The sequence below is a fragment of the Buttiauxella massiliensis genome (assembly GCF_902500225.1).
GTDB classification, from domain to species: Bacteria; Pseudomonadota; Gammaproteobacteria; order Enterobacterales; family Enterobacteriaceae; genus Buttiauxella; species Buttiauxella massiliensis.
This window is the reverse complement of record NZ_LR722649.1, coordinates 248,556-272,812: the sequence shown is the minus strand read 5'-3', so window position 1 is coordinate 272,812 and position 24,257 is coordinate 248,556. Positions and strand designations below refer to the sequence as shown.

Genomic DNA, 24,257 nt, shown 5'->3' with positions numbered 1-24,257 from the left:
TTCGTTATTCCGGTTTCACTGGCGGCTCATCAGCCAGTTTCCCCGAATGAAGCCCTTCTTCCGTCCCCTGCCAGCCGTGGCGCTGAATCACATTCAGATGAGTACGATCTTCGTTAATCACCTCAGTCAGCATGGCACTGGTGCGCTTGAGCACATCGGCTCGCGCTGACCAGTCTGGAGCCGGAACCATCTCTTCAACCATCTGCGTATTAAAACGTCGGAAGTGATCGGCTCGCTCACGTGCTTCGTAGCTGCCAACGCCCAGACCTTCCAGTGCCCGACGCCCCACTTTTAGTGCACCTTCAAATGTTTCACGCTCTGGTTGTTCAACACCCAACTGGCGCAGGCGAATGAAGTGGTCAAGATCGCGTGCTCGCGCAATCACTTTCAAATGTGGGAAGTGCTCCTGCACCAACTCTGCTAACTGCATGTTGGCATCAGGATCGTCGATAGCATTGATCAGCACTTCAGCTTTTGCAGCCCCGGCGGACTCCAGTAAATCCACGCGTGTTGCATCACCATAAAAGACTTTGGTGCCGAACTTACGCAACGTTTCAATGTGGTCTGGGTCGTGGTCAAGAACCACCATTTTTACCCCACTGGTGAGTAACAAACGGCCGGCAATCTGCCCGAAACGACCGAAGCCTGCGATAATCACTCGCGGCTGTTCTTCATCGATTTCATCCGCTTCTCGCGCCTGCTCTTTACCCGATTTCTCCAGACGGTTGAGTAATACCAGCAGTAGCGGCGTTGCCGCCATTGATAGCGCAACAGCAAGGGTCAGCGATTTCGCCCAACTGTCATCTAACACCTCAGCCATTCTTGCTGTACCAAAAATCACGAAAGCAAATTCACTACCTTGCCCCAGCAAAACAGCAAACCAGCGCCGTTGCTTGCGCGGCACATTCAGCGGTTTTGCCACAATCCAGAGCGTAATGATTTTGATCGCCAGGAATCCGAACAGCAGCGCAATAATCCGCAGTGGATTCTCAAGCAGCGTGCCGAAGTCTATCGACATGCCCACACCGATAAAGAACAGCCCGAGCAGCAAACCTTTGAACGGTTCGATATCACTTTCCAGCGCATGGCGATACTCAGAACTTGCCAGTAACACACCGGCAAGAAACGCTCCCATCGCCATCGAAAGCCCGGCCTCTTCGAGCAATAAACCAAAACCAAATACCATAAATAAGGCCATGGCGCTGAACACTTCACGCAGGCCGGAACGGGCTACAAATCGCAGCAGCGGGCGAGTCACATAGCGGCCAAGCAATACAACGATGGCCAATGCACCAACCACTTTCAGAGCTGAAATGGAAAACGCAGCCAGGGTAGTAGTCGCACCGCTACTGGCTAATAACGGGATCATTGCTACCAGCGGGATCGCAGCGATATCCTGGAATAACAGCACGGCGAACGCGCTGCGCCCCATTTGCGAAACCGTCAGGTTGCGCTCGTTCATGGCTTGCATAGCGATGGCGGTAGAAGAGAGCGCCAGCGTAAGGCCGATCAAAACGGCTACCTGCCAACGCAGCCCTAAGAACATGCAGAACAAACCAAGCAGCAAACCGCACGCCACCATTTGCAGCGCACCGCCACCAAACACCGACGCACGTAGCGTCCACAAGCGGCGTGGGTCAAGTTCAAGGCCAATGACGAACAGCATCAGCACCACGCCGATTTCCGCAAAATGCAGAATAGTTTCGGCATCGGTCACCAGCCTGAATCCCCACGGGCCGATAATGCACCCGGCAATCAGGTAGCCAAGCACCGAACCTAATCCAAGCCGCACGGCAATGGGCACAATGATCGCGGCGGAGCCGAGATAAATCAGCGCCTGAATCATGCTGTGACTATCCATGGTTCGCCTCCCGCCAGTCGAGCAACCGTTGTTTATATTGCTCGGCCTGTACTTCGAGCGTGTTCTCATCGCAAACGAAAGTGAAATGAACGGTGAAATGCGGTAGCCAGTTCATACCGCAGTAAAGGGCAGTCGCCTGCAATGGTTGTCCAAGCACATCAAAGCCTGGGTGGTCCCCCAGATTAAAGTGGTTATCGCCACCACCAGTAGTAACCGCCCACATGACGTTTTTTCCGCGCAGCGCCGTTCCGCCGTGACCGTACGCCCAGCCGTGAGCCAGTACCTTATCGATCCACAGTTTCATCAATGGCGGCATGCTGTACCACTGCATAGGATGCTGCCAGATAACCAAATCAGCGCGGTTTAATGCCTGCTGTTCAGTGGCAATATCAATATTGAAATCGGGGTAAAGCTCATAGAGGGAGCGCACTTCTACATCGGGTAGAAGTGATGCTTGTTCGAGCATTTTCTTGTTGGCATGGGAGTGTTGCGGATAGGGGTGCGCATAAATAATTAAGATCATCAATTAGCCTGTTGTTTTACTGCTCTCTTTTCTCAAAGAGTGTAGTCAGTAATTCAACAGGCTAATAGTCATAATTCTTGACGGGCTAAGTGGGAAAACCTGAATTAGTTATCCAGCTCGCCCATAGATTTGACCTGATCGCGGTTGATCTGCTCGGTCTTGCCCGTTTCAGCATTTTTGTAAGAAACCAGGCCTGTGTCGTCGTCAACCTGCGGCTTGCCGTCGGTCACAATAGTTTTGCCATCGCTGGTTTTTACCGCCTGATTAGACGAACAGCCTGCAACAGTCATCAGCGTTGCAGCAGCGAATATGGACGCCAGCAGAATTTTGTTTTGCATGTAGTTCTCCCTGTTTGTAGTCATTTCTCATCTTCAGACTAAAAACTTTAGCAGAACTTTCCGGCCTCGCGGGCAAATACAGAACACTCTGAAGTGTCGCTCTCCACAACAATAAGCGAAAAAAAACCCGCGCGAAGCGGGTTTCAAAAGTATCGAGAAGCGATTACTTAGTGATTTGCGCGTGCATTTCCTGCACTGAAATCACTTTTTCAGTCGCGTCAGAGTTCAGCGCCATCGCTGTAGCAAAACCACCGTTCAGCGTGGTGTCGTAGTGCACTTTGTATTGCAGTGCGCTACGGCGAATCAGCTTGGAATCCTCAATCGCCTGACGGCCAGCTGTGGTGTTGATGATGTAGGTATATTCGCCATTCTTGATACGGTCCTGAATGTGCGGACGACCTTCATGCACCTTGTTCACCAGACGCGGGTTAATGCCAGCTTCACCCAACACAACCGCAGTACCGTGAGTCGCATCCAGTTCGAAGCCCTGCTTCAACAATTTAGCCGCCAGGTCTACAACACGTTTTTTGTCGCCTTCGCGAACAGACAGCAGTGCGCGGCCTGGTTTACGCATGGTGGACTGGCTGCCCAGCATCGCTTTGGAGAAAGCTTCTGCAAAGGTACGGCCTACGCCCATCACTTCACCGGTAGAGCGCATTTCTGGCCCTAACAGTGGGTCAACGCCTGGGAACTTGTTGAACGGCAGTACCACTTCTTTCACCGAGTAGTACGGTGGAATGATTTCTTTGGTCATGCCCTGCTGTACAAGGGTTTGCCCAACCATCACTCGCGCCGCCACTTTAGCCAGTGCCATGCCGGTTGCTTTAGAGACAAACGGTACGGTACGCGCAGCACGTGGGTTAACTTCAATCAAGTAGACTTCGTTATCTTTCACCGCAAACTGCACGTTCATCAAACCGCGAACTTGCAGTTCGAAAGCCAGTTTCTGCACCTGCTGGCGCATCACGTCCTGGATTTCCTGGCTCAGCGTGTAAGCTGGCAGAGAACATGCAGAGTCACCGGAGTGAACGCCTGCCTGTTCGATGTGCTCCATAATGCCGCCAATCAGCACGGTTTCACCGTCGCAAATCGCATCGACATCCACTTCTACCGCATCGTCAAGGAAGCGGTCGAGCAGCACTGGTGCATCGTTAGAGACACTTACCGCTGTCTGGAAGTAACGGCGCAGGTCGATTTCGTCATAAACGATTTCCATCGCGCGACCGCCCAGAACGTAGGATGGGCGAACCACCAGCGGGTAGCCGATGTGTGCCGCTTTCTCTACCGCCATTTCGATGGTAGTCACAGTGGCGTTGGCTGGCTGTTTCAACTTCAGGCGGTCAACTGCGTGCTGGAAACGCTCACGGTCTTCTGCACGATCAATCGCGTCCGGGCTGGTGCCGATAATCGGAACACCTGCTGCTTCCAGTTCACGTGCCAGTTTCAGCGGAGTCTGGCCGCCGTACTGCACGATAACGCCTTTAGGTTTCTCAACGCGGACGATTTCCAGTACGTCTTCGAAGGTTACTGGCTCGAAGTACAGGCGGTCTGAAGTGTCGTAGTCGGTAGAAACCGTTTCAGGGTTACAGTTAACCATGATGGTTTCGTAACCATCTTCACGCAGCGCAAGGGATGCGTGTACGCAGCAGTAGTCAAACTCGATACCCTGGCCGATACGGTTCGGGCCACCGCCCAGTACCATGATTTTGTCACGGTCGTTGTTCGGGTTAGCTTCGCACTCGTCTTCATACGTGGAGTACATGTACGCGGTGTCGGTTGAGAACTCCGCCGCACAGGTATCAACGCGCTTATAAACCGGGTGCAGCTTATATTGTTCACGCAGTTTGCGAATTTCAGACTCGCGAACGCCAGCCAGTTTCGCCAGGCGCGCATCCGCAAAACCTTTGCGTTTGAGCATGCGTAGGAAGTCGTAGTCCAGGCCAGTGATACCGATCTCTTCAACTTTCTCTTCCAGACGCACCAGCTCTTCAATCTGCACCAGGAACCAGCGGTCGATGTTGGTCAAGTTGAACACACCATCCACAGACATGCCCGCACGGAATGCGTCAGCCACGTACCAGATACGCTCAGCACCAGCATCTTTCAGCTCGCGGCGAATTTTGGTCAGCGCTTCCGGGTCATCCAGATTCACTTTCGGGTCAAAACCAGTCGCGCCCACTTCCAGGCCGCGCAGCGCTTTTTGCAGGGATTCCTGCTGCGTGCGGCCAATCGCCATCACTTCACCAACAGATTTCATCTGCGTGGTCAGGCGGTCGTTCGCGCCAACGAATTTTTCGAAGTTAAAGCGAGGGATTTTGGTGACAACGTAGTCGATAGACGGCTCGAACGAGGCTGGCGTTTTGCCGCCGGTGATGTCGTTCATCAGTTCATCAAGAGTGTAGCCAACTGCCAGTTTCGCCGCCACTTTCGCAATCGGGAAACCAGTCGCTTTGGATGCCAGCGCAGAAGAGCGCGACACGCGCGGGTTCATCTCGATAACAATCAAACGGCCAGTTTTCGGGTTAACCGAGAACTGCACGTTGGAACCGCCAGTTTCTACGCCGATTTCACGCAGAACCGCCATCGAGGCGTTACGCATGATTTGGTATTCTTTGTCGGTCAGCGTTTGCGCTGGCGCAACAGTGATGGAGTCACCAGTGTGAATACCCATCGGGTCAAGGTTTTCGATAGAGCAAACGATGATGCAGTTGTCGTTTTTATCACGCACAACTTCCATTTCGTACTCTTTCCAACCGATCAATGATTCGTCAATCAGCAGCTCTTTGGTTGGCGAAAGATCCAGACCACGCTCGCAGATTTCTTCGAACTCTTCACGGTTGTAAGCGATACCTCCGCCGGTGCCACCCATGGTGAATGAAGGGCGGATGATGCACGGATAACCCACGTCAGCCGCAACCGCCAGCGCTTCTTCCATGTTGTGAGCAATACCAGAACGCGCAGTATCAAGGCCGATTTTTTTCATCGCCACGTCGAAACGGCGGCGGTCTTCGGCTTTATCAATCGCATCAGCGGTAGCACCAATCATGGTGACGCCAAATTCTGCCAGCACGCCTTCGCGTTCCAGTTCCAGCGCGCAGTTCAGCGCAGTCTGGCCGCCCATGGTTGGCAGAACCGCATCCGGGCGCTCTTTCTCAATGATTTTGCGAACCACTTCCCAGTGAATCGGCTCGATGTAAGTCGCATCGGCCATTTCCGGGTCGGTCATAATTGTTGCCGGGTTGGAGTTCACCAGAATGACACGGTAACCCTCTTCACGCAGCGCTTTACACGCCTGCGCACCGGAGTAGTCGAACTCACACGCCTGGCCGATAACAATCGGGCCTGCGCCGAGGATCAGGATGCTTTTTATATCTGTACGTTTTGGCATTTTCTTAGCTCCTGATACTTACTTGCTATTAAGAGTGGCGGTAGAACGGTAGTGCTTAATCAATTCGACAAAGTGGTCAAAAAGCGGTGCCGCATCGTGTGGACCCGGGCTTGCTTCAGGGTGGCCCTGGAAACTAAATGCCGCTTTATCGGTACGATGGATGCCTTGCAGCGTGCCATCAAACAATGACTTATGGGTCACGCGCAGGTTCGCCGGAAGTGTTGATTCCTCTACCGCAAAACCGTGGTTCTGGGCAGTAATCATCACGCAATCGCGATCCAAATCTTTAACCGGGTGGTTACCACCGTGGTGACCAAACTTCATCTTCACGGTTTTCGCGCCGCTTGCCAGAGCCAGCAACTGGTGGCCTAAGCAGATACCGAATACCGGCACGTCGGTTTTCAGGAAGGATTTGATTGCGCTGATAGCGTAATCACACGGTGCCGGGTCACCTGGGCCGTTAGAAAGGAAGATGCCGTCTGGGTTCATCTTCAGCACTTCTTCTGCTGGCGTTTGTGCTGGAACCACTGTCAGGCGGCAACCGCGGTCAACCAACATGCGCAGAATGTTGCGCTTCACGCCGTAATCGTAAGCCACGACATGGAATGGTAAGTCTTCTTCTTTCGCCGCTTCAGGTAATTCGCCTTCCAGCGTCCAGCTACCTTGCTGCCAGGCATAAGCTTCCTGAGTGGTCACTTCTTTCGCCAGATCCATGCCGTTAAGGCCAGGGAAGGCTTTCGCTTTTTCCAGCGCCAGTGCCGCGTCCAGGTTTTCACCGGCAATAATGCAGCCGTTCTGTGCACCTTTCTCACGCAGGATTCGGGTCAGCTTACGGGTATCGATATCGGCGATGGCCACAATGTTATGGCGCTTAAGGTAGGAAGAAAGGTCTTCGGTATTGCGGTAGTTGCTGGCAATCAGTGGTAGGTCACGGATAACGAGGCCTTGCGCATGTACCTGGGAGGATTCTTCGTCAGCAGCATTGGTGCCGACATTTCCGATATGAGGATAAGTAAGAGTGACAATCTGGCGGGAGTAGGAAGGATCAGTGAGGATTTCTTGATAACCGGTCAAAGAGGTGTTGAAAACGACTTCCCCAATGGCCGAACCCGATGCCCCAATGGCCCGACCGTGGAATTGGGTTCCGTCTTCCAGAACCAATATTGCTGACTTAATCAAAACGCCCTCCAGGGAATAAACAGTCAATTTATTTGCATATTAATTCAAAACGAATTCAGGAATCAATGCAAAACAGCCTGTCATTTGGATTTTTGACAAACGGCGGCATTCTAGTGAGAGGCCGGGAAAAAGTCTACCATAAGCGTAACTTTTTATGTGTTTTTTAGCGTTCTGATGTAAAAAAGAGGAATTGACCGGTGAAATCAACAGCTAACTTACAGTGCGTAATCGGTTGCGGGCCAGGATGAATGGGAATCTGATTACAAGAAGGTAAAAAGTGGACCAAATGGTCAAAAATGATAAAAAAACAACGATAAAAGGGTTATAAAGATATAATTATAAGAATTTCAAACAAATAATTGAAACAAACAACCAAAATAACCATAAATAAAAAGGGCAATAAAATATTGCCCTATCAATCAAGTAATTATGATTGTAATAACCACATCACGATGGGTAATAACGGCTACAAACTATTAAGTTCAAGGACATCACGCATGTCATAGAGACCACTTTTCATTGCGCTCAGCCATAATGCAGACTTAACTGCACCATTTGCAAAAGTCATACGACTGGATGCTTTATGGCTGATTTCAATACGCTCGCCGATGTCCGCAAACATCGCCGTATGTTCACCAATAATGTCGCCTGCACGCACTGTGGCAAAACCAATAGTGCCTGGAACGCGCTCGCCGGTGTACCCTTCACGGGAATAAACCGCACACTCTTTTAAGTCTTTATCCATCGCATGAGCAATAGCTTCACCCATCGCCAGAGCGGTGCCGGATGGAGCATCAACTTTGTGACGATGATGTGCTTCAATGATTTCGATATCGGTATAGTCGCCCATAACTTTGGCGGCTTTTTCCAACAGCTTGAGCATCACGTTGACACCAACGCTAAAGTTGGCGGCAAAAACAATCGGCACTTCACGCGATGCGTCAGTAATTGCCTGCTTGCCCGCATCGTCAAAACCGGTGGTGCCAATCACCATGCCCTTGCCATGTTGGCGGCAGAAAGCCAGATGGTTCAGCGTGCCTTCAGGACGAGTGAAATCGATAAAGACATCGAAGTCGTTGACCACGGCATCCAGACTATCGCTCACGATAACGCCCGTTTTCGCTACACCGGCTAATTCACCTGCATCACTACCAACCAGGGATGACCCTGTACGTTCAAGTGCTGCACCGAGTTTGATGCCATCAAGCTGTAATGCAGCCTGAATCAGTTGTCGCCCCATGCGACCACCCGCACCCGCGATTGCTACGCGGACTTGTGACTCATCCATATTCACTCTCTTTTATTATTTAATCTGTAACTATAACGTTCTCAGGTTAACCAGCCCTGCTCAGGCTCGCCACTTGAAAACACCGATAATTAGAAATTTATGACAAAACGGCGGAATTATCAGTAGAAGCCATTAATCCCATGATTCTTTTATGGGATTGAATGCGTCTGATACAACTCCCTGCGCCGCCAGTTCACATCTGCCACCGAATTTCCCAACTCAATGGAACCCTGGAGCAATAAATTAAACCGGGAGCTGATGTTGCGCGTTAAGCGGCTTTGCAGGATACAAACGGCTTCGATACCCAACTCGCGGCACGGCTGAAAAGCGGCGGTTAATCCCATCGATTTTATTTCGTCCATTTCATGGGAATAAGCACAACTCATTACGGAAATATCTTCTGGCATCAGAAGCTGGCGGTTTTTCAGTTCGCTGAGCACGGCGCGTGCAATCGCTCCGCCGCCGCATAAAATGGCCGACGGCAGCTGTTCTCTGGAACGCTGCTCGAGATATTTTATAAAATTAACCCGCGCTTCAGTCTCGCCGTAGCCTTTCGTCACCAGCAAATGTTCGGACTCATCAAAAGCAAGATGGTGATCCTGGCAGGCTCGTTTAAAGCCTTCGAGCCGTTGGATCATGGTTTCCCGGCGCAAATCGGTAAATAAAAGTACCTGACGATGGCCTTTTTCTAACAGGTGCTTTGCCGCGCTATAACCAATGGAGGCATGATCGGGTGAAACACAATCAAGGCGCATCTTTTTATCCCGACCATTAATTGTCACGACGGGTTTATTACTTTCTGCGGCCAGGCGATACAAAGACTCATCATCAATGCCAATGATTATTACGCCATCGACCTCTTCCTGATTAACGTGTTTCATAAATAAAGCGGTATCCGCTTCGTTAATATCCAGCGCACATTTTTTTACGTGAATATCGTAATGTGAAACTTCGGAAATAATTCCCTGAATCACTTCGTAATAATAGAGGTCGCCATTAGACGTAAAAGCAGCCACCGGAGCACAAACTAATAATGTATTCATCAGCAAACGGCTGGCGGGGATATCGCGTAAAATACCCATATAACGTGCGTGGTAAAAAACCTTTTCTTTTGCTTGCGGGCTGACATTATTTTTACCTGCCAGCACTCTGGACACCGTGCTTGGCGAAAGCCCTGTCAGCCCGGCTATCTCTTTGATTTTCAGCTTCCCCGTCATTTTGTGTTCGATGCCTCATTAGCGTTTTGAGATTATTTTCATGACTAACTATTTCTCGTCACAAGCATTTTCGTTTCATCACCACGGCATTATTTATGCCGTGCAATTCCTGTCATAAATAGCGGTTGCGTGCAAAAAAAACCATAACTATGCTCTCAAAAAATGATTATTACTGAATATTTTCACTATAAGTGAGAGCCCAATGCAAAGAATCGCTATTATCGGAACCGGTAATATTTCCCACAATCACATTCAGGGCTATCTTGAATTTCCTGACCGCAGCCAGATTGTCGCCCTTGTTGATATCTACCCTGAAAAAGCCGAAGAAAAGAAAAAGCATTACGGGCTGGTGAATGCCAAAATCTACAGCAACCATCAGGATATTCTTAACGACCCATCCATTGATGTATTTGATATCTGCACTCCGCCATATGTTCACGCGGCTATTTCTATTGATGCGCTCAATGCGGGTAAACATGTGCTGTGTGAAAAGCCCATGGCGGCTTCACTCCAGGAATGCGATGCGATGATTAACGCCGCTAAATCAAGCGGAAAAACGCTGTCGATCATCGCCCAGAACCGCTTTACCGATGCTTTCTGGCGTTTGAAAAAAGTGCTCGAAAGCAACCAAATAGGCAAAATTTGCCACGCGCAGGTGGATTCATTCTGGTGGCGCGGTACCTGGGAAAAAGAAGGCGGCGGCTGCACGCTCAACCATGCGGTGCACCATATCGACGCCATTCAGTGGATGCTCGGCTTCCCGACAGAAGTGGTCGCCATCACCACCAACGTTTCCCATGACAACGCCGAAGTCGAAGATCTCAGCGCCGCGATTTTCAAATATGACACAGGCGCATTGACGCAACTGACCGCCTCCGTCGTGCACCACGGTGAAGATCAGAAGATTGTTATTCAGGGAGAGAAAGCCCGTATTTCTGCACCGTGGGATAAATTCGCCAGCATCGCCGCACCCAATGGTTTCCCGATAGAAGCCCGCGATACCTCGCTGGAAAACCAGCTTGAAGATAGCTACCAGACTATCCCGCGCCTGAACTGGACGCTGCACACCGGGCAAATCGACAACTTCCTGCACGCGCTGCAAACCGGCACCGCGCCGTTAGTTGATGGCCCGCAAGGTAAACGTTCGCTGGAACTCATCACCGCAATCTATAAATCAGCCATCACCCGCAGCATTGTTTCGCTGCCAATTAGCGCAAGCGACCCGTATTACCAGACCGGCGGCTTAGTGAAAATGGCACCGCATTTCTTTGAAAAATCGGCCTCGGTGGAAAACTTCGCCAACGAAGACGCAATCCCATTAGGCAAAGATATGGATAAAGGGGCATAAACATGAGCATCAAAGACGGGATGAATTACGCGCCAAAAGGCAAACCACAGCCGGTGGTGCAGCCGGGTGATTTTGTGTTTGCCGCCGCCGCACTCGATCACGGTCATATCTATGGCATGTGCAACGGCCTGATTGAAGCGGGTGCGACGCTGAAATGGGTTTACGACCCCGATCCGCAGAAAATCGAACAATTTCTTAAGCAATACCCGCAGGCAAAAGTCGCACCATCGCTTGACGCGATTCTACAAGATGAGAGCGTCAAACTGGTTGCCGGAGCGGCGATTCCTGATGAACGTTGCGCACTTGGCCTGAAAGTCATGGATGCGGGGAAAGACTATTTCACCGATAAAGCGCCGCTGACCACACTGGAACAACTGGCTGCGGCCAAAGCAAAAGTCGCCGTAACCGGGCGCAAATATGCGGTCTATTACAGCGAAAGATTGCATGTAGAAAGTGCAGTTTTTGCCGGGCAACTGGTGCGTGACGGCGCAATCGGGCGAGTGATTCAAACGCTGGGGATGGGGCCACACCGCGAAGGAACAGGCCGCCCGGACTGGTTCTATTTTAAGAAGCGCTTTGGCGGCATCCTGTGTGATATCGGCAGCCATCAAATTGAACAATTCCTGTATTACACCGGCAACAGCGAAGCGCACGTTGTCGCGGCGCAAACCAATAACTTCGCCCATCTGCAATATCCAGAATTTGAAGATTTCGGCGATGCGATGCTCAAAGGCGAGAACGGTGCCAGCGGCTATTTCCGCTGCGACTGGTTCACACCAACCGGGCTGAGTAGTTGGGGCGACGGGCGTCTGACGCTGCTCGGCACCGACGGTTATATCGAAATCCGTAAATATGTTGATATCACTCGTGGCGAACAGGACGTGGTGTATCTGGTAAATAAAGAAGGCGAATTCCGCTATCCGGTTGCCGGGAAAGTGGGCTTCCCGTTCTTTGGCGAGCTGATTCTGGATTGCCTGAACCGCACCGAAAATGCGATGACCCAGGCGCACGCATTCAAAGCCGCCGAGCTGTGCGTGCGGGCGCAAATGCTGGCAAACGGGGTGCAATAACGATGAAGACGACACAGGCCGCGGTCGTCGGGTGTGGAGCGATCCACACCTTGCACGTCGAGGCCATTCAAGCGAATCCAGCCTGCCAGCTATGGGCCATTGTCGATACAGATTCAGTAAAAGGCCACGCACTTGCCGAACGGTACGGCTGCCGTTATTACGCCGATTACCGGGAAATGTTATGCGATGCCGAGATTGATGTGGTGCATATTTGCACCCCGCATTTCGCCCACAAAGAGATGATTATTGCCGCCCTCGCCGCCGGGAAACACGTGTTTACGGAAAAGCCAGTGGCGCTCAATCCCGGTGAAGTGAAGGAGATTAAAAACGCGCTGGCGAGCGCAACCACTCAGCTCGGCGTCTGTTATCAAAACCGCCTGAACCCGAGCAGCCAGAAGATTAAAGCTCTGCTGGAGTCGAACGCATACGGAAAAGTGTTGAGCATCAAAGCGGTACTAACCTGGAACCGCCCTCACGACTATTACGCGCAAAGCCCGTGGCGCGGGCGTTTTGCCACCGAAGGCGGCAGCCTGTTAATCAATCAGGCGATTCATACGCTGGATTTAATGCAGTGGTTTGCCGGTGGCGTGAACGCGCTCAAAGGCGTAGTGGAAAGCAGCTTTTTAAGTGCTGCAACGGAAGCTGAAGACACCGCTATCGCCAATATGGAATTAGCCAACGGCGCGCGGGGGATTTTCTACGCCACCAACTGCAATACCACGGACTCACCGCTACTGCTGGAAATCCATTGTGAACGTGGCCTGCTACAACTGCATCACAATCATTTGTGGGTAATTGCCGGAGAACATAAAGAGTTACTCGCCAGTGACGAATTACCGGACGCAGCTCAAAAGTGTTATTGGGGAAGCAGCCACCAGCAGGCGATTCATAATTTTTATCATTCTTTAGAAAGCCCCAATAACCGTCATTACGTCGATATTCATCAGGCTGAAATTTCATTGCGTATGGTTGAGGCCATTTATCAATCTTCTATTACCAGAGACTGGATAGATATTTAAAATAATCGATTTCCTTTTCATCCTACATATAAAAAGAAAGGAATAATATGAAACCTACTGAACGCAGAGTTGGCTACGGAACAGCCATAGGATTATGGTGTCACCGATTTATTTGGCGGTGGGGAATTTGCCATTATTGGCACCTGGCTGTTATTTTTCTACACCACTTCTTGCGGATTATCGGTATTAGAAGCCGGTTCGATATTTGCTATTGCACGAGTTATTGATGCGGTATTAAGCCCGATTATGGGTTATATCACCGATAACTTCGCCAACACCTGGCTGGGCAGACGTTTCGGCCGCCGTCGTTTCTTCTTATTACTCAGCGCCCCACTGATGTTTTTGTACGCCATGTTGTGGGTCACGGATATGGGCTACTGGTATTATCTCGGCACCTATCTTTCTATCGAATTGCTCTCGGCAATGGTGCTGGTTCCCTGGGAAACACTGGCCGCCGAAATGACCAACCGCTACAGCGAACGCGCCAAATTATCTGGCGTGCGCATGATTTGTTCGCAGCTTGGCGGCTTTCTTGCGGTGTCGGTGCCGGGCGTGATTATGCAGTTCACCGGCAAAGATAACCCGATGACGTACACCTACACCGGCCTGTTGTTCTCGGCTATTTTTTGCATTGCGGTGTTCACCACCTGGATGTGTACCTGGGAGGCGAAAGATGTGCGCGAAGAGTTTGAACCCGAACCGGAAGGTGCCAATAGTGGCAATCTTTGGCACCACTTAAAAAGCCTGGTATTAGATCTGCTGTCCTCATTTAAAATTAAAATGTTCCGTCAGCATATTATTATCTATATTGCGTCGTTTACCGCGATGGACGTTTTCGGCTCGGTATTTACCTATTATGTGGTTTACGGTTTACATCAGGATGCAGCTGCCGTTTCAGGTTATTTAATCGTGGCGGCTTTTGTTTCTGTTCCGGGAACATTCGTATTCATGATGTTACTGAGCAAATTAAACTTCACGCCATCGGGGGCGCTGCGGTTATCTTATAGTTGTATTTTCGCCGTATTAGCTTTCTTGTTTTATGCTTATATCAACAATATCAATGTCTCGGTCGTATTATTCTCCGCCGTCTTTGTGGTATTGGGTTTTTCACGTGCCGGGCTCTATTTTATCCCATGGAATATTTACAGCTTTATTCCTGATGTTGACGAAATCGTCACCAAAAAACGTCGTGAAGGAATCTTTGCTGGCGTGATGGTATTAACCCGGAAAAGCACCGTGGCACTGGCGATTATGTTGATTGGCGTGGTGCTGGAAGAAAGCGGCTTTGTTAAAGGCCAGGGCGAGCAACCTATCGAAGCGTTACACGCCATTGTTGGGCTGATGGTCTTTGCCACTGCGGCTTTGCTGTCCATCAGCTTCTGGATGACGTTCAAATTCAAACTGACCCGCGAATCCCACAAAACGCTGATTAAAGAAGTGGCACGTCTGAAACTGGGCGGGGATCTCGCAGACTGCGATATGGAAACCCGCAAAGTGATTAAAGACCTGACAGGCTACGAATACGACAAAGTCTGGGGCAACACGCCAGGGCGCAAAACCCCGGCTAGCCTAACGCCAGAATCACCGTAACAAACCAAAACCGCATGACTCCCGCACGACTAAAGTTGGCGGGAGAATAATGCGTTTTGGCGGTTCGTCATTGCCCTGAATGCGGCTAAACAATAACTCCCCGGCCTTGCGGCCAATCTCTTTCGCGGCCACCGAAACGGTGGTCAGCGCGGGCTGCACCAACGACGCTTCAGTAATATCGTCAAACCCCACCAGCGCAAAATCCACGCCCGGCTGGCGTCCCATTTTACGCAGCGTCTGCATCACGCCCAACGCCACAATATCCTGATAACAAACCGCAGCGGTGATTTCCGGATACTGCCTGAACAACTCTTCCGCCACGCGCGCGCCATCACTCTGGCTGGCGAGGGAGGAAACCACCCATTCGCTGTTCGGCTGAATACGATGCTCAAGCAATTTACTGCTGTAGCCGCCGATGCGCTGGGCGCGGCTGATCGAATTTTCACTGCCGCCAATAAATGCGATGTGCTTATGGCCCAGGCGCAGCAAGTGTTGCGTCGCCAGTTGCGTACCGAGGAAGTTATCGGTGCCGACGAAATCAAAATCCACATCGTCCATCGGGCGCACCACCATAATCGCCGGGATATTGCGCCGCTTGAGGGTTTCAAAAAACAGCGGCGGCGTTTCCCGCGCCGCGCACAGCACCATGCCGCAGGCGTTATTGCGCATCAGCGAATCAACGAATTTTTGCTGACGCTCGCCGGATTCTTCACTGTTTGCCAGGAACAACAGCAAGTCGTGGCGCTCCATTTCCTGGCTCAATCCGGCGGTCATTTCACCGTAAAACGGGTTGGTAATATCGTGAAGCAACAAGCCCACCTGGTTGCTGGTGCGGTTGCGTAAATTGGCCGCCGTCTGATTATAAACGTAGCCGAGATCGTCCAGCGCTTTCAGCACTCGCTGGCGGGTGGCATCAGAAATTCGCCCTCGATTGCGCAATACCATGGAAACGGTAGCCGTTGAAACTTCGGCCTGTTTTGCAACCTGGGCCAGGGTAACAGTGCTCATTGGCACTCCTCAAAATTTAGCGATTTCATACAGATTAATCGAATAACCAAAAAATTGCATACTCCCATGTGAAACCCATCACAGATAACTCAACTTATGGCAACTCCTTGCCAAAAATTGCGGGTTAATCGCGTTTACCACTCTGTTCAAAATGGGTTAATCGATTAATCTTAATTTATCGAAAACAGGGAGAATACTATGCATCCGGCATCTTACGACAAGTATCCCGAAGTCAAAGTCGCGGGGTTTGACCATCAGGCATGGCGTGGATGGCCTGCCATAAAACAGGCTGTCAGCGAGAAGCTATCGCACGCGGGTAAAACCGTGCTGGTGATTGATTGCTACCCCGGCGTTCAGCTCGACGAACTGCATTCGCAACTCATTAGCCATCTCAATCCCGCACGGGTGATTAACGCCGAATCTGCGCGGTTGAGCGAGCAACATCTGCATGATTTGCTGGCCCACAACCTGACGGACGACCGCGTGTTTGGCGTGCTTTCCTGTCATGAGTTAAACGAGTTCTTCTGCGCGGTAAAACTGGCGGCGTTGCAACAAGAAGTCGCTGAAACCACGCACGGCCTGGTGGTGGTTTACGGCCCAGGCGCGGCGCTGGTTCACGAAGGTGATGTGCTGGTTTATGCCGACCTCGCCCGTTGGGAAATCCAGCAGCGTTTTCGCCGTGGCGAACTGGGTAACTGGGGTGCGAACAACGAGAGCGAAGATATTCTGCGCCGCTACAAACGCGCTTTCTTCATTGAATGGCGCGTGTTTGACCGCCATAAAACGCCGCTTCTCAAGCGTGCGGATTTCTTGCTCGACACCAATAACCCTGAACAACCGGCGATGGTGAGCGGCGATGCGCTGCGCCATGCGCTCCAACAAACCACGCAACAACCGTTCCGCGTAGTGCCATTCTTCGACCCAGGAGTCTGGGGCGGGCAATGGATGAAAGACAAATTCGATCTCGATCCCTCAAAGCCAAATTACGCATGGTGTTTTGACTGTGTGCCCGAGGAGAACAGCCTGTTACTGCGTTTTGGTGATGAGCGGATCGAGATCCCCTCTCAGGATCTGGTGTTGCTCTACCCTCGCCCGCTGCTTGGCGAGCGTGTTCATGCCCGTTTTGGTGCGGAATTCCCGATCCGCTTCGACTTCCTCGATACCATCGGCGGGCAGAATTTAAGCTTCCAGGTTCACCCGATTACCGAATACATCCAGCAGCATTTCGGCATGCATTACACCCAGGATGAGAGCTATTACATGCTGGAAGCCGAGCCTGGTGCGCAAGTGTATCTGGGGACCAAAACAGGCATCAATCCACAGGAAATGCTCGACGATCTTGCGTGTGCGCAGCGGGGCGAAAAAGCGTTTGATGATGAGAAATTCGTTAACCGTTTCCCGGCACGTAAACACGATCACTTCCTGATCCCGGCAGGCACTGTTCACTGCTCTGGATCCGGTGCAATGGTACTGGAGATCAGCGCCACGCCGTTTATTTTCACCTTCAAATTGTGGGACTGGGGCCGCCTCGGTCTGGATGGTCTGCCACGTCCGGTGCATCTTGAACACGGTGCACAAGTGATTGACTGGAAACGTGATACGCAATGGGTCACCGAGCATCTGGTGAATCATTTCGAGCCTATCGCGGAAGGTGATGGCTGGTGCGAAGAACGTACGGGTCTACATGAACGTGAGTTTATCGAAACCCGCCGCCATTGGTTTACGCAACCTGTCACGCACCACACTCATGGTGGCGTAAACGTACTGAATCTGGTGGAAGGCAGTGAAGCGCTGGTTGAAAGCCCGAGCGGCGCATTCGAACCCTTTGTGGTGCATTACGCCGAAACCTTCATTGTTCCGGCGGCGGTCGGCGAATATCGCATTTCCCCATACGGTAGCGGTGTAGGTCAACAGCTCGCCACCATGAAAGCCTGGGTAAGAGGATAACAAGATGATCAACGTAATTCTGGCAACACATGGCTTGCTTGCCGAAGCACTACTGGCCGGTAGCAAAATGGTTTATGGCGAATTACCGCATGTATTCCCGGTGATGCTAACGGAGAACAAGGGCATCAATAGTTTTGGTGATGAGTTTGCTGCGGTGCTGAAACAGGCCGCCAAAGATGCTGATGGCGTGCTGGTGCTGTGCGATTTGCAAAGCGGCACGCCTTGGAATATTGCCTGCCACCATGCGTTCGATCCGCAAACGCAGCCGCCAATGGCAGTGTTGGGAGGTGTTAATTTCCCGATGCTATTGCTGAGCGATGAAATAAAAGATCTGACCGATGTAGCCCAAGCGGCAGCGGTTTTACTGGAAGAATCGCGTGACTCACTGGTTCAGGCCCAACTGGCTGAAACCACACAATCTGATGATTTCTAAGGGGCAACGATGAGTATTTCTTTTGTACGCATTGACGATCGGGTGATCCACGGCCAGTTGATCACCCGCTGGGCAAAAGAGTTGCCGTGCGATGGGATCATCGCCATTGATGACGCTGTCGCCGCCGATCCGTTGTTGTCTTCGGTGATGAAAGGTGCGGTGCAGGATACCAAAGTCTGGTTATTTGATACCGCCACCGCGATTGAAAAACTGCCGAAGATCATCGCCAGTGAGAAGCATTATTTCGTGATTGGTAAATCTCCGGTGACGCTAAAACGCATTGAAGAAGCGGGAATCAGCCTGCAAAACAGCAATAAGAAAATCAACGTTGGCCCGATGAGCGCACGAGCCACTACCACCACCATTGGCCCGAATCAGTCTGTGAATCCGGAAGAGATAGCGGCGTTCGACTATCTCTCGCTGCGCGGGCACCAGATTGAATTTCGACTGGTACCCGATGCCAGCAGTTACAGCTGGCAAGATGCTCGACAAAAACTCAAATAAAGGAGTGCATTATGGCTTTCGAAGCAGCTCTAATCGGCATTCTCTGTTACCTCGGTGCGCTTAGTAGCCCATGGCTGCTGGGGTTGACCGGCGGCTGGTATCTGATTACCCGCCCACTGGTTTCAGGGATGCTGGTAGGTTTTATTCTCGGCGATGTGCAAACCGGGATTATCATCGGCGTGGCGGTTCAAGCCGTGTATATCGCCATGGTAACCCCCGGTGGTTCTATGCCTGCGGATCTCAACTTTGTGGCCTTCCCGGCCATTGCATTGGGCATTCTTTCCAATAAAGGCCCGGAAGTGGCTGTAGCGTTAGCTGCCACTATCGGCATTGCCGGCACCGTGTTATTCAACGCCATGATGGTGCTCAATTCCTGGTGGAACCACCGTGCGGATATCGCGCTGGAAAAGGGCGACGAGCGCGGCGTGTATCTCAACAGCGCAATCTGGCCGCAAGCCACCAACTTCCTGATGCGTTTTATTCCGACGTTTATCGCAGTCTATTTCGGCGCGCAGTACATCAATGCCTTTATGGACAGCCTGCCACACATCGTTCTTTCCACCATGAACGTGCTGGGCGGGATTCTGCCAGCTGTCGGTATCGCCATTCTGCTTAAACAAATCATCAAGAATTACAGCATGTTGATTTACTTCCTGGTGGGGTTTATCTGCATTGTTTTCCTGAAGCTAAATATGGTGGCGCTGGTGATTGTCGGCGCGTTACTGGCACTGATTCACTACAACTACAAACCTGAGCCACAGGCTGAACGTGCAGCCTCCACGCCCGCTGATGATGAGGATGAATTCTGATGGAAGAACGTAAACTCACTCGCCAGGATCTGCGCCGTTGCTGGCGTAGTTGGATGATGTACAACCTCTCCTCAATGAGCTTTGAGCGCCTGGAGTCATTCGGCTTTTGTTTGAGTATGTTGCCGGTGGCGAAAAAGCTCTATCCCGATGATGAACAACGCAAAGAGATGCTCAAACGCCACGCGTCATTCTATAACACCGAGCCGCAGTTGGGTGCGATAGTCAATGGCATGGTGCTGGGTCTTGAGGAGAAACGCGCCAACGGTGAGCCCATCGACGGCGAAACTATCAACACGCTGAAAGTGGGACTGATGGGGCCGGTGGCTGGGATTGGCGATTCAATGATTCCGGGGATGTTAATCCCGATTCTGCTGAGTATCGGTATGGCGCTGGCGGCGGGAGGGAATGTTCTAGGGCCGCTATTTTACTGTGTAGCATGGCTGGCAATTATCATTCCTGGCTCGTGGTTCCTGTTCCTGAAAGGCTACCGCATGGGGTCGACGTCCGTTGAGATGCTGGTGAGCAGCAAATCGACTCGCCTGCGTGAAGCGCTATCGTTGCTCGGCGTATTTGTGATGGGCGGCGTGGCGGCAAGTTACGTGAAGCTTGGCACCGGACTGGAGTTTGTCACCAAAGATGGTGTGAATATCCATGTGCAACAAATGTTGGATGGAATTTTCCCGAACCTGTTGCCGCTGTTAGTGGTGATTGGTACCTGGTATTTGATGGCAAAACGCGGCGTGTCACCGGTGAAAGCGATGTTGCTGTTATTAGTGTTAGCGGCAGTAGGCGTAGCGGTGGGGTTGTTCTCTTAAAAAAACGGTGGATGACGCTAACGCTTATCCACCGTACAACACCAAGCCCGTAGGTCGGATTAACGTGAGCGTCATCCGACCCTTTTAAGGGTGGAAACCCACCCACTTCGGCCCCACCATTCCTGGTTTTGAAATAAACTGAAAACGCGCGGGATCATCAATAAATTGTTGATATAGCGGCTCATCGGTAATTCCAAATTCGGTATAGCTGCGCGGTGAAGTCACCTGCAAACGCCCCGGCATATAGCGACGGTTATGCTGCCAGGCAATATGCTCATCCTGCAATAGTGGATACCACGCCAGCCCTTTGTATGCCCGCACAGCTTCGTATTCAAATCCATATTCCCGGTCGCACCAGGCACCAAACGTCAGTGGTTCATCAGGTGATGCAGAGATAGTGGCATGCGCCCAACCCGGCGGCACCAGCACTTTTTCGCCAGGCCCGGCCACGATTGCAAAGCAGTGGCCGGGATCGTCGGCAACATATTCCTGCATGTAAATAATCGCTTTGCCCTGCCAGATTTCATATAGCTCTGGCGGCGACCAGCCACTATGCGCACTAATTCGATGAATATGCCCCTGGCTGCGGACAGGTTCATCGCCCAACCGCCCGGAAGCGTAAGTCACCACGCCAAACAGTAACATCCGTTTTTTAAGTTCTTCCCTGTCCTGCAATCGAGCAACATCCATGACGATCGCGTAAACATCTTCCGGCCCCTGGCACAAAGGATCACGCAATGAAGCACGGATCTGTTCGAGTTTACGGATCTCCGGCACCGGCCCAATTACCTCTTCGCCGTAGCTAAAGCCCATTGGCTGGTGATGGACCTGCATATCCAACCCATAATTGAGGAGTGGCTCAGCCATTTTGCACCTCCTTCGCCTGAATTTTCCCTTCCAGCAAAAAGACGCGTCGTTTAAAACCTTGCGCCAGAGAAGCGTAATCATGCCCGGCGATCGTCGGCCAGACGGCAAGTGCTGAAAGCACCTCCGAACCGGTGTTGATCAAGCGGTGCGCGGTATTGCCGGGAATAATATGCACTGAACCTGGCGACACTTGCTCAAGCCGCGCTTCGCCCTGTTCGCTTTGCAGCAGCAACAATCCGCTGCCGCGCAGGCCAAAATAGACTTCTCCCTGCTCGCGCCGCTGATGGAAATGGCCGCGAGTCATATAAAACTCATCACCCACGCGCCCCGGATTGAGATGCGTAGTGCCGACAAAAAGCTCGCCTTCTCCCTGTGGAGATTGCAGCATTTCAACCTGATAAATTGGCGTGTCGGCGGGTAATGCTCGCCATGCGGCGTCGTCCTGGAACACGCCGACCAGATCGCCGCTGCGTGTAGTTTTGGTAATGATATTTTCAGCCGTGAAATGGCCGTTAAGGAATGCCATACCCGGTGGCACGATGACAGGTACATTCATTTTATTTCTCCGGCCCAAGGAGAACTGCCTAATCAGCATAGCAAGGTTAATCGATTAACCTCATTATCAGGCCGAAGAAAGTCGATCTGCGTCGCGTTTAATATTTAAGGGGCTAACTCCAGGACTTCCGCCACCCATTTCTGGAAACCCGCAACGTCGAGATCCAGCGCCACATGCGCGTTTGGCTCGCGCTGATAACGCCCTTCGATGTCAACAACCGTAGTGCCTGCGGTAAATTCACCGTGGGTTTCTACCGCCACAAAACAGTGTTTAGTCTGGAATAATTCAGGTTTCACCAGCCACGCGATGGCGCACAGATCGTGCATTCTCAAGCCCGTCGCCATGCTGCCGCTGCGGTAGTGGCTGAACAACGCATGCAGCATTTTCCCGGTTTGGTTGAGCTCAGAAAGCGTTGCCAGATATTCCGGGCTAAGTACCGCCTGGTTAGTCACATCAAGGCCGCACATCACGATCTCCAGCCCGCTTTCAAATACGCGAGCGCCCGCTTCCGGATCGATGGCGAGATTAAATTCCGCATTTGGCGTGAAGTTACCCCGCCCTGCCGATCCGCCCATGATCACCAGGCGTTTGATCTTCGCTTTGCAATCCGGGTATTGGGTAAGCAGCAGCGCGATGTTAGTCAGGGGGCCGATAGCCACCAGCGTGACGGGTTCTGCGCTGGCATTTAAACATTCATAAATCGCCTGAAACGCGGGTTTATCCAGCGGCTGGCGTTGGTGTTCAACAAAGGCATAACCTTCCATGCCCGATTCACCGTGAACATACGCGGCATCGCGCAGTTTGCGTACCAGCGGTGTGGCGGCACCTTGCGCTACCGGAATATCCCGCTGCCAGAAGTGCATGAGCTGCAATGCGTTGCGCGTGGTTTTCTCCACGCTGACGTTTCCGGCGACCGTCGTCACCAGTTTTAAATCAAGCTGTGGGGCAAAAAGTGCAGCGGCAATCGCCACGGCGTCGTCGATGCCAGGATCGGTGTCGAGAATGATTGGAGTGCTACTCATATTTTCCTCCATAAAAAAATGCCAGGTGGTTTAATCCAGCTGGCATTTTCTCATTTTCGAGAATGGCTTACGTTACTCTACTTCACGAACATCCACTCGCAGCTCACGCGGCACTTCGAAAACAATGTTTTCTTCGCGCCCGACTAGCTCGCGGGCTTCGCTGCCGCCGAGTTCACGCAGGCGAGCCAGAACGTTTTGCACCAGAATATCTGGTGCGGACGCCCCTGCCGTAACGCCAACACAAACCGCATCTTTAACCCAGGATTCCTGAATATCCGCCGCATCATCAATTAGATATGCGGATTTGCCCATGCGCTGTGCGAGTTCTGCCAGGCGGTTGGAGTTAGACGAGTTTTTCGAGCCAACGACCAGCACCACATCCGCTTCGTCAGCCAGTGCTCGCACGGCTTCCTGACGGTTGGTAGTGGCGTAGCAAATGTCGTCTTTACGCGGGCCAATGATTTTCGGGAAGCGTTTACGCAGCGCATCTATCACGTCAGAAGTGTCATCAACAGAGAGCGTGGTCTGCGTCATAAACGACAGTTTGGCTTCGTTTTTCACATCCAGCTTGCTGACATCTTCCGGTGATTCAACCAGATACATGCCGCCTTTCGGGTTGCTGTACTGGCCCATGGTGCCTTCCACTTCCGGGTGGCCTGCGTGGCCAATCAGAATGGATTCTTCACCACGGCGGCTGGCGCGAGCCACTTCCATATGCACTTTGGTAACCAGCGGGCACGTTGCGTCAAACACCGTTAAATCACGCCCTTTGGCTTCGTTACGCACCGCCTGGGAAACCCCGTGTGCGGAGAAAATCAGGATTGCGCCGTCTGGCACTTCGCTGATTTGCTCGATGAAAATCGCCCCGCGTTCGCGCAGGCTATCGACCACGTAGCGGTTATGCACCACTTCGTGACGGACGTAAATCGGTGCGCCGTAAATCGCCAGCGCGTTTTCAACAATGCTGATAGCGCGGTCGACCCCGGCACAAAAGCCGCGTGGGTTAGCCAACAGGATCTGCATTCAACGCCTCCAGTACCGGGTCAATTTCCAGTACTTCGATATCAAAATGAATGGTTTGCCCGGCGAGTGGGTGGTTAAAGTCAACGGTGATGGAATCACCGTTGACTTCACGCACAACGCCTGGCATCTCGCTGCCATCCATTGCAGTGAACAGCATAATGGCACCCGGAACCGGCTCGCCCGCGTCGATAAATTCACGACGCGAGAAATACTGGATCATGTCCGGGCTTGGAATACCAAACGCGGATTCCGGTGCCAGAGAGAACGCTTTTTTGTCCCCTGCTTTTAAGCCGACTAGCTGGTCTTCCATGCCTGGCGACAGTGTTTCGTCACCCAGCGTGAAGAGTGCCGGTTTGCCGTTATTGCGGGTCGACTCGGCAGTGGAGCCATCTTCAAGTTTCAGCGTGAAATGCACCAAAACTCTGCTATTGGCCTGGATAGACTCAGCCATG

The 24,257-nt window shown here is 51.9% G+C and carries 21 protein-coding genes and 1 pseudogene; 9 read left to right on the top strand and 13 right to left on the bottom strand.

The features are described 5' to 3' along the window. Window positions 1-4 precede the first annotated feature (4 nt). From kefC to GC128_RS03535, 7 genes are all read right to left on the bottom strand, one after another. Window positions 5-1,861: a glutathione-regulated potassium-efflux system protein KefC gene (kefC, locus tag GC128_RS03565; protein ID WP_151993126.1), complete on the bottom strand. Its 1,857-nt coding sequence runs from the start codon at window positions 1,859-1,861 to the stop codon at window positions 5-7. Then, the gene (gene kefF, locus GC128_RS03560; RefSeq protein ID WP_151993125.1) at window positions 1,854-2,384 is read right to left on the bottom strand and encodes a glutathione-regulated potassium-efflux system oxidoreductase KefF; all 531 of its coding nucleotides are present in this window, start codon (window positions 2,382-2,384) and stop codon (window positions 1,854-1,856) included. The genes kefC and kefF overlap by 8 nt, the downstream gene beginning before the upstream one ends. Window positions 2,385-2,488: 104 nt before the next feature. After that, entirely contained in the window at window positions 2,489-2,722 is a 234-nt protein-coding gene (locus GC128_RS03555; RefSeq protein WP_120064827.1) for a YgdI/YgdR family lipoprotein, read from the bottom strand. 163 nt (window positions 2,723-2,885) lie between these two features. After that, window positions 2,886-6,110, bottom strand: a complete 3,225-nt coding sequence (carB, locus tag GC128_RS03550; RefSeq protein WP_151993124.1) for a carbamoyl-phosphate synthase large subunit — start codon at window positions 6,108-6,110, stop codon at window positions 2,886-2,888. An 18-nt stretch (window positions 6,111-6,128) separates the two neighbouring features. Next, window positions 6,129-7,289, bottom strand: coding sequence for a glutamine-hydrolyzing carbamoyl-phosphate synthase small subunit (gene carA / locus GC128_RS03545; protein WP_151993123.1), 1,161 nt, complete (start codon window positions 7,287-7,289; stop codon window positions 6,129-6,131). 466 nt (window positions 7,290-7,755) lie between these two features. Further along, a complete protein-coding gene (gene dapB, locus GC128_RS03540; RefSeq protein WP_151993122.1) occupies window positions 7,756-8,577 on the bottom strand; it encodes a 4-hydroxy-tetrahydrodipicolinate reductase in 822 nt (273 codons plus the stop codon). A 149-nt stretch (window positions 8,578-8,726) separates the two neighbouring features. Continuing rightward, window positions 8,727-9,794: a LacI family DNA-binding transcriptional regulator gene (locus GC128_RS03535; RefSeq protein WP_151993121.1), complete on the bottom strand. Its 1,068-nt coding sequence runs from the start codon at window positions 9,792-9,794 to the stop codon at window positions 8,727-8,729. Between the two features lie 202 nt (window positions 9,795-9,996). Here GC128_RS03535 and GC128_RS03530 point away from each other — a divergent pair, with 202 nt between their 5' ends. From GC128_RS03530 to GC128_RS03515, 4 genes and pseudogenes are all read left to right on the top strand, one after another. Beyond that, entirely contained in the window at window positions 9,997-11,142 is a 1,146-nt protein-coding gene (locus tag GC128_RS03530; protein WP_151993120.1) for a Gfo/Idh/MocA family protein, read from the top strand. A gap of 2 nt (window positions 11,143-11,144) precedes the next feature. Then, window positions 11,145-12,212, top strand: a complete 1,068-nt coding sequence (locus tag GC128_RS03525) for a Gfo/Idh/MocA family protein (RefSeq protein ID WP_151993119.1) — start codon at window positions 11,145-11,147, stop codon at window positions 12,210-12,212. A 2-nt stretch (window positions 12,213-12,214) separates the two neighbouring features. After that, a complete protein-coding gene (locus tag GC128_RS03520; protein ID WP_151993118.1) occupies window positions 12,215-13,231 on the top strand; it encodes a Gfo/Idh/MocA family protein in 1,017 nt (338 codons plus the stop codon). 47 nt (window positions 13,232-13,278) lie between these two features. Further along, window positions 13,279-14,821 (top strand): annotated as a pseudogene (locus GC128_RS03515) (MFS transporter). On the opposite strand, the gene GC128_RS03510 reads toward GC128_RS03515, so the two are convergent. Next, window positions 14,813-15,829 carry a LacI family DNA-binding transcriptional regulator gene (locus GC128_RS03510; RefSeq protein ID WP_151993117.1) on the bottom strand — a complete coding sequence of 339 codons (1,017 nt, stop codon included), beginning with the start codon at window positions 15,827-15,829 and terminating at the stop codon, window positions 14,813-14,815. The pseudogene GC128_RS03515 and the gene GC128_RS03510 overlap by 9 nt on opposite strands. 198 nt (window positions 15,830-16,027) lie before the next feature. Here GC128_RS03510 and GC128_RS03505 point away from each other — a divergent pair, with 198 nt between their 5' ends. From GC128_RS03505 to GC128_RS03485, 5 genes are read left to right on the top strand one after another with little or no spacing between them, the layout of a single operon-like run. Continuing rightward, window positions 16,028-17,776 carry a class I mannose-6-phosphate isomerase gene (locus GC128_RS03505; RefSeq protein ID WP_151993116.1) on the top strand — a complete coding sequence of 583 codons (1,749 nt, stop codon included), beginning with the start codon at window positions 16,028-16,030 and terminating at the stop codon, window positions 17,774-17,776. 4 nt (window positions 17,777-17,780) lie between these two features. Beyond that, the gene (locus GC128_RS03500) at window positions 17,781-18,209 is read left to right on the top strand and encodes a PTS sugar transporter subunit IIA (protein WP_151993115.1); all 429 of its coding nucleotides are present in this window, start codon (window positions 17,781-17,783) and stop codon (window positions 18,207-18,209) included. Between the two features lie 9 nt (window positions 18,210-18,218). Next, entirely contained in the window at window positions 18,219-18,713 is a 495-nt protein-coding gene (locus GC128_RS03495; protein WP_151993114.1) for a PTS system mannose/fructose/N-acetylgalactosamine-transporter subunit IIB, read from the top strand. A gap of 11 nt (window positions 18,714-18,724) precedes the next feature. Beyond that, the gene (locus GC128_RS03490; protein ID WP_151993113.1) at window positions 18,725-19,522 is read left to right on the top strand and encodes a PTS mannose/fructose/sorbose/N-acetylgalactosamine transporter subunit IIC; all 798 of its coding nucleotides are present in this window, start codon (window positions 18,725-18,727) and stop codon (window positions 19,520-19,522) included. Continuing rightward, entirely contained in the window at window positions 19,522-20,337 is an 816-nt protein-coding gene (locus GC128_RS03485; protein ID WP_151993112.1) for a PTS system mannose/fructose/sorbose family transporter subunit IID, read from the top strand. Before GC128_RS03490 ends, GC128_RS03485 begins: the two co-directional genes overlap by 1 nt. 84 nt (window positions 20,338-20,421) lie before the next feature. Here GC128_RS03485 and GC128_RS03480 read toward each other — a convergent pair whose 3' ends face one another. The 5 genes from GC128_RS03480 to fkpB all read right to left on the bottom strand — a co-directional run bounded on the left by GC128_RS03480 (window position 20,422) and on the right by fkpB (window position 24,256). Continuing rightward, on the bottom strand, window positions 20,422-21,204 hold the full coding sequence (locus GC128_RS03480) for a glucose-6-phosphate isomerase family protein (protein ID WP_151993111.1): 783 nt from the start codon (window positions 21,202-21,204) through the stop codon (window positions 20,422-20,424). Next, window positions 21,197-21,760, bottom strand: coding sequence for a glucose-6-phosphate isomerase family protein (locus GC128_RS03475; RefSeq protein ID WP_151993110.1), 564 nt, complete (start codon window positions 21,758-21,760; stop codon window positions 21,197-21,199). The genes GC128_RS03480 and GC128_RS03475 overlap by 8 nt, the downstream gene beginning before the upstream one ends. Window positions 21,761-21,864: 104 nt before the next feature. Continuing rightward, window positions 21,865-22,782: a ribonucleoside hydrolase RihC gene (rihC, locus tag GC128_RS03470; RefSeq protein WP_151993109.1), complete on the bottom strand. Its 918-nt coding sequence runs from the start codon at window positions 22,780-22,782 to the stop codon at window positions 21,865-21,867. 72 nt (window positions 22,783-22,854) lie between these two features. After that, window positions 22,855-23,805, bottom strand: a complete 951-nt coding sequence (gene ispH, locus GC128_RS03465; protein WP_151993108.1) for a 4-hydroxy-3-methylbut-2-enyl diphosphate reductase — start codon at window positions 23,803-23,805, stop codon at window positions 22,855-22,857. Next, window positions 23,786-24,256 (bottom strand): FKBP-type peptidyl-prolyl cis-trans isomerase, encoded by a 471-nt coding sequence (gene fkpB, locus GC128_RS03460; RefSeq protein WP_034459386.1) that lies wholly within the window; start codon window positions 24,254-24,256, stop codon window positions 23,786-23,788. The genes ispH and fkpB overlap by 20 nt, the downstream gene beginning before the upstream one ends. Between the last annotated feature and the right edge of the window lies 1 nt (window position 24,257).

Coding starts and splice junctions, on each gene's coding strand:
- GC128_RS03475 (WP_151993110.1), bottom strand. CDS start 21,760: ATGAATGTACCTGTCATCGTGCCACCGGGTATGGCATTCCTTAACGGC.
- GC128_RS03555 (WP_120064827.1), bottom strand. CDS start 2,722: ATGCAAAACAAAATTCTGCTGGCGTCCATATTCGCTGCTGCAACGCTG.
- GC128_RS03490 (WP_151993113.1), top strand. CDS start 18,725: ATGGCTTTCGAAGCAGCTCTAATCGGCATTCTCTGTTACCTCGGTGCG.
- kefF (WP_151993125.1), bottom strand. CDS start 2,384: ATGATCTTAATTATTTATGCGCACCCCTATCCGCAACACTCCCATGCC.
- GC128_RS03485 (WP_151993112.1), top strand. CDS start 19,522: ATGGAAGAACGTAAACTCACTCGCCAGGATCTGCGCCGTTGCTGGCGT.
- fkpB (WP_034459386.1), bottom strand. CDS start 24,256: ATGGCTGAGTCTATCCAGGCCAATAGCAGAGTTTTGGTGCATTTCACG.
- GC128_RS03530 (WP_151993120.1), top strand. CDS start 9,997: ATGCAAAGAATCGCTATTATCGGAACCGGTAATATTTCCCACAATCAC.
- kefC (WP_151993126.1), bottom strand. CDS start 1,861: ATGGATAGTCACAGCATGATTCAGGCGCTGATTTATCTCGGCTCCGCC.
- rihC (WP_151993109.1), bottom strand. CDS start 22,782: ATGAGTAGCACTCCAATCATTCTCGACACCGATCCTGGCATCGACGAC.
- dapB (WP_151993122.1), bottom strand. CDS start 8,577: ATGGATGAGTCACAAGTCCGCGTAGCAATCGCGGGTGCGGGTGGTCGC.
- carB (WP_151993124.1), bottom strand. CDS start 6,110: ATGCCAAAACGTACAGATATAAAAAGCATCCTGATCCTCGGCGCAGGC.
- GC128_RS03520 (WP_151993118.1), top strand. CDS start 12,215: ATGAAGACGACACAGGCCGCGGTCGTCGGGTGTGGAGCGATCCACACC.
- GC128_RS03510 (WP_151993117.1), bottom strand. CDS start 15,829: ATGAGCACTGTTACCCTGGCCCAGGTTGCAAAACAGGCCGAAGTTTCA.
- GC128_RS03535 (WP_151993121.1), bottom strand. CDS start 9,794: ATGACGGGGAAGCTGAAAATCAAAGAGATAGCCGGGCTGACAGGGCTT.
- GC128_RS03480 (WP_151993111.1), bottom strand. CDS start 21,204: ATGGCTGAGCCACTCCTCAATTATGGGTTGGATATGCAGGTCCATCAC.
- GC128_RS03495 (WP_151993114.1), top strand. CDS start 18,219: ATGAGTATTTCTTTTGTACGCATTGACGATCGGGTGATCCACGGCCAG.
- ispH (WP_151993108.1), bottom strand. CDS start 23,805: ATGCAGATCCTGTTGGCTAACCCACGCGGCTTTTGTGCCGGGGTCGAC.
- GC128_RS03525 (WP_151993119.1), top strand. CDS start 11,145: ATGAGCATCAAAGACGGGATGAATTACGCGCCAAAAGGCAAACCACAG.
- GC128_RS03505 (WP_151993116.1), top strand. CDS start 16,028: ATGCATCCGGCATCTTACGACAAGTATCCCGAAGTCAAAGTCGCGGGG.
- GC128_RS03500 (WP_151993115.1), top strand. CDS start 17,781: ATGATCAACGTAATTCTGGCAACACATGGCTTGCTTGCCGAAGCACTA.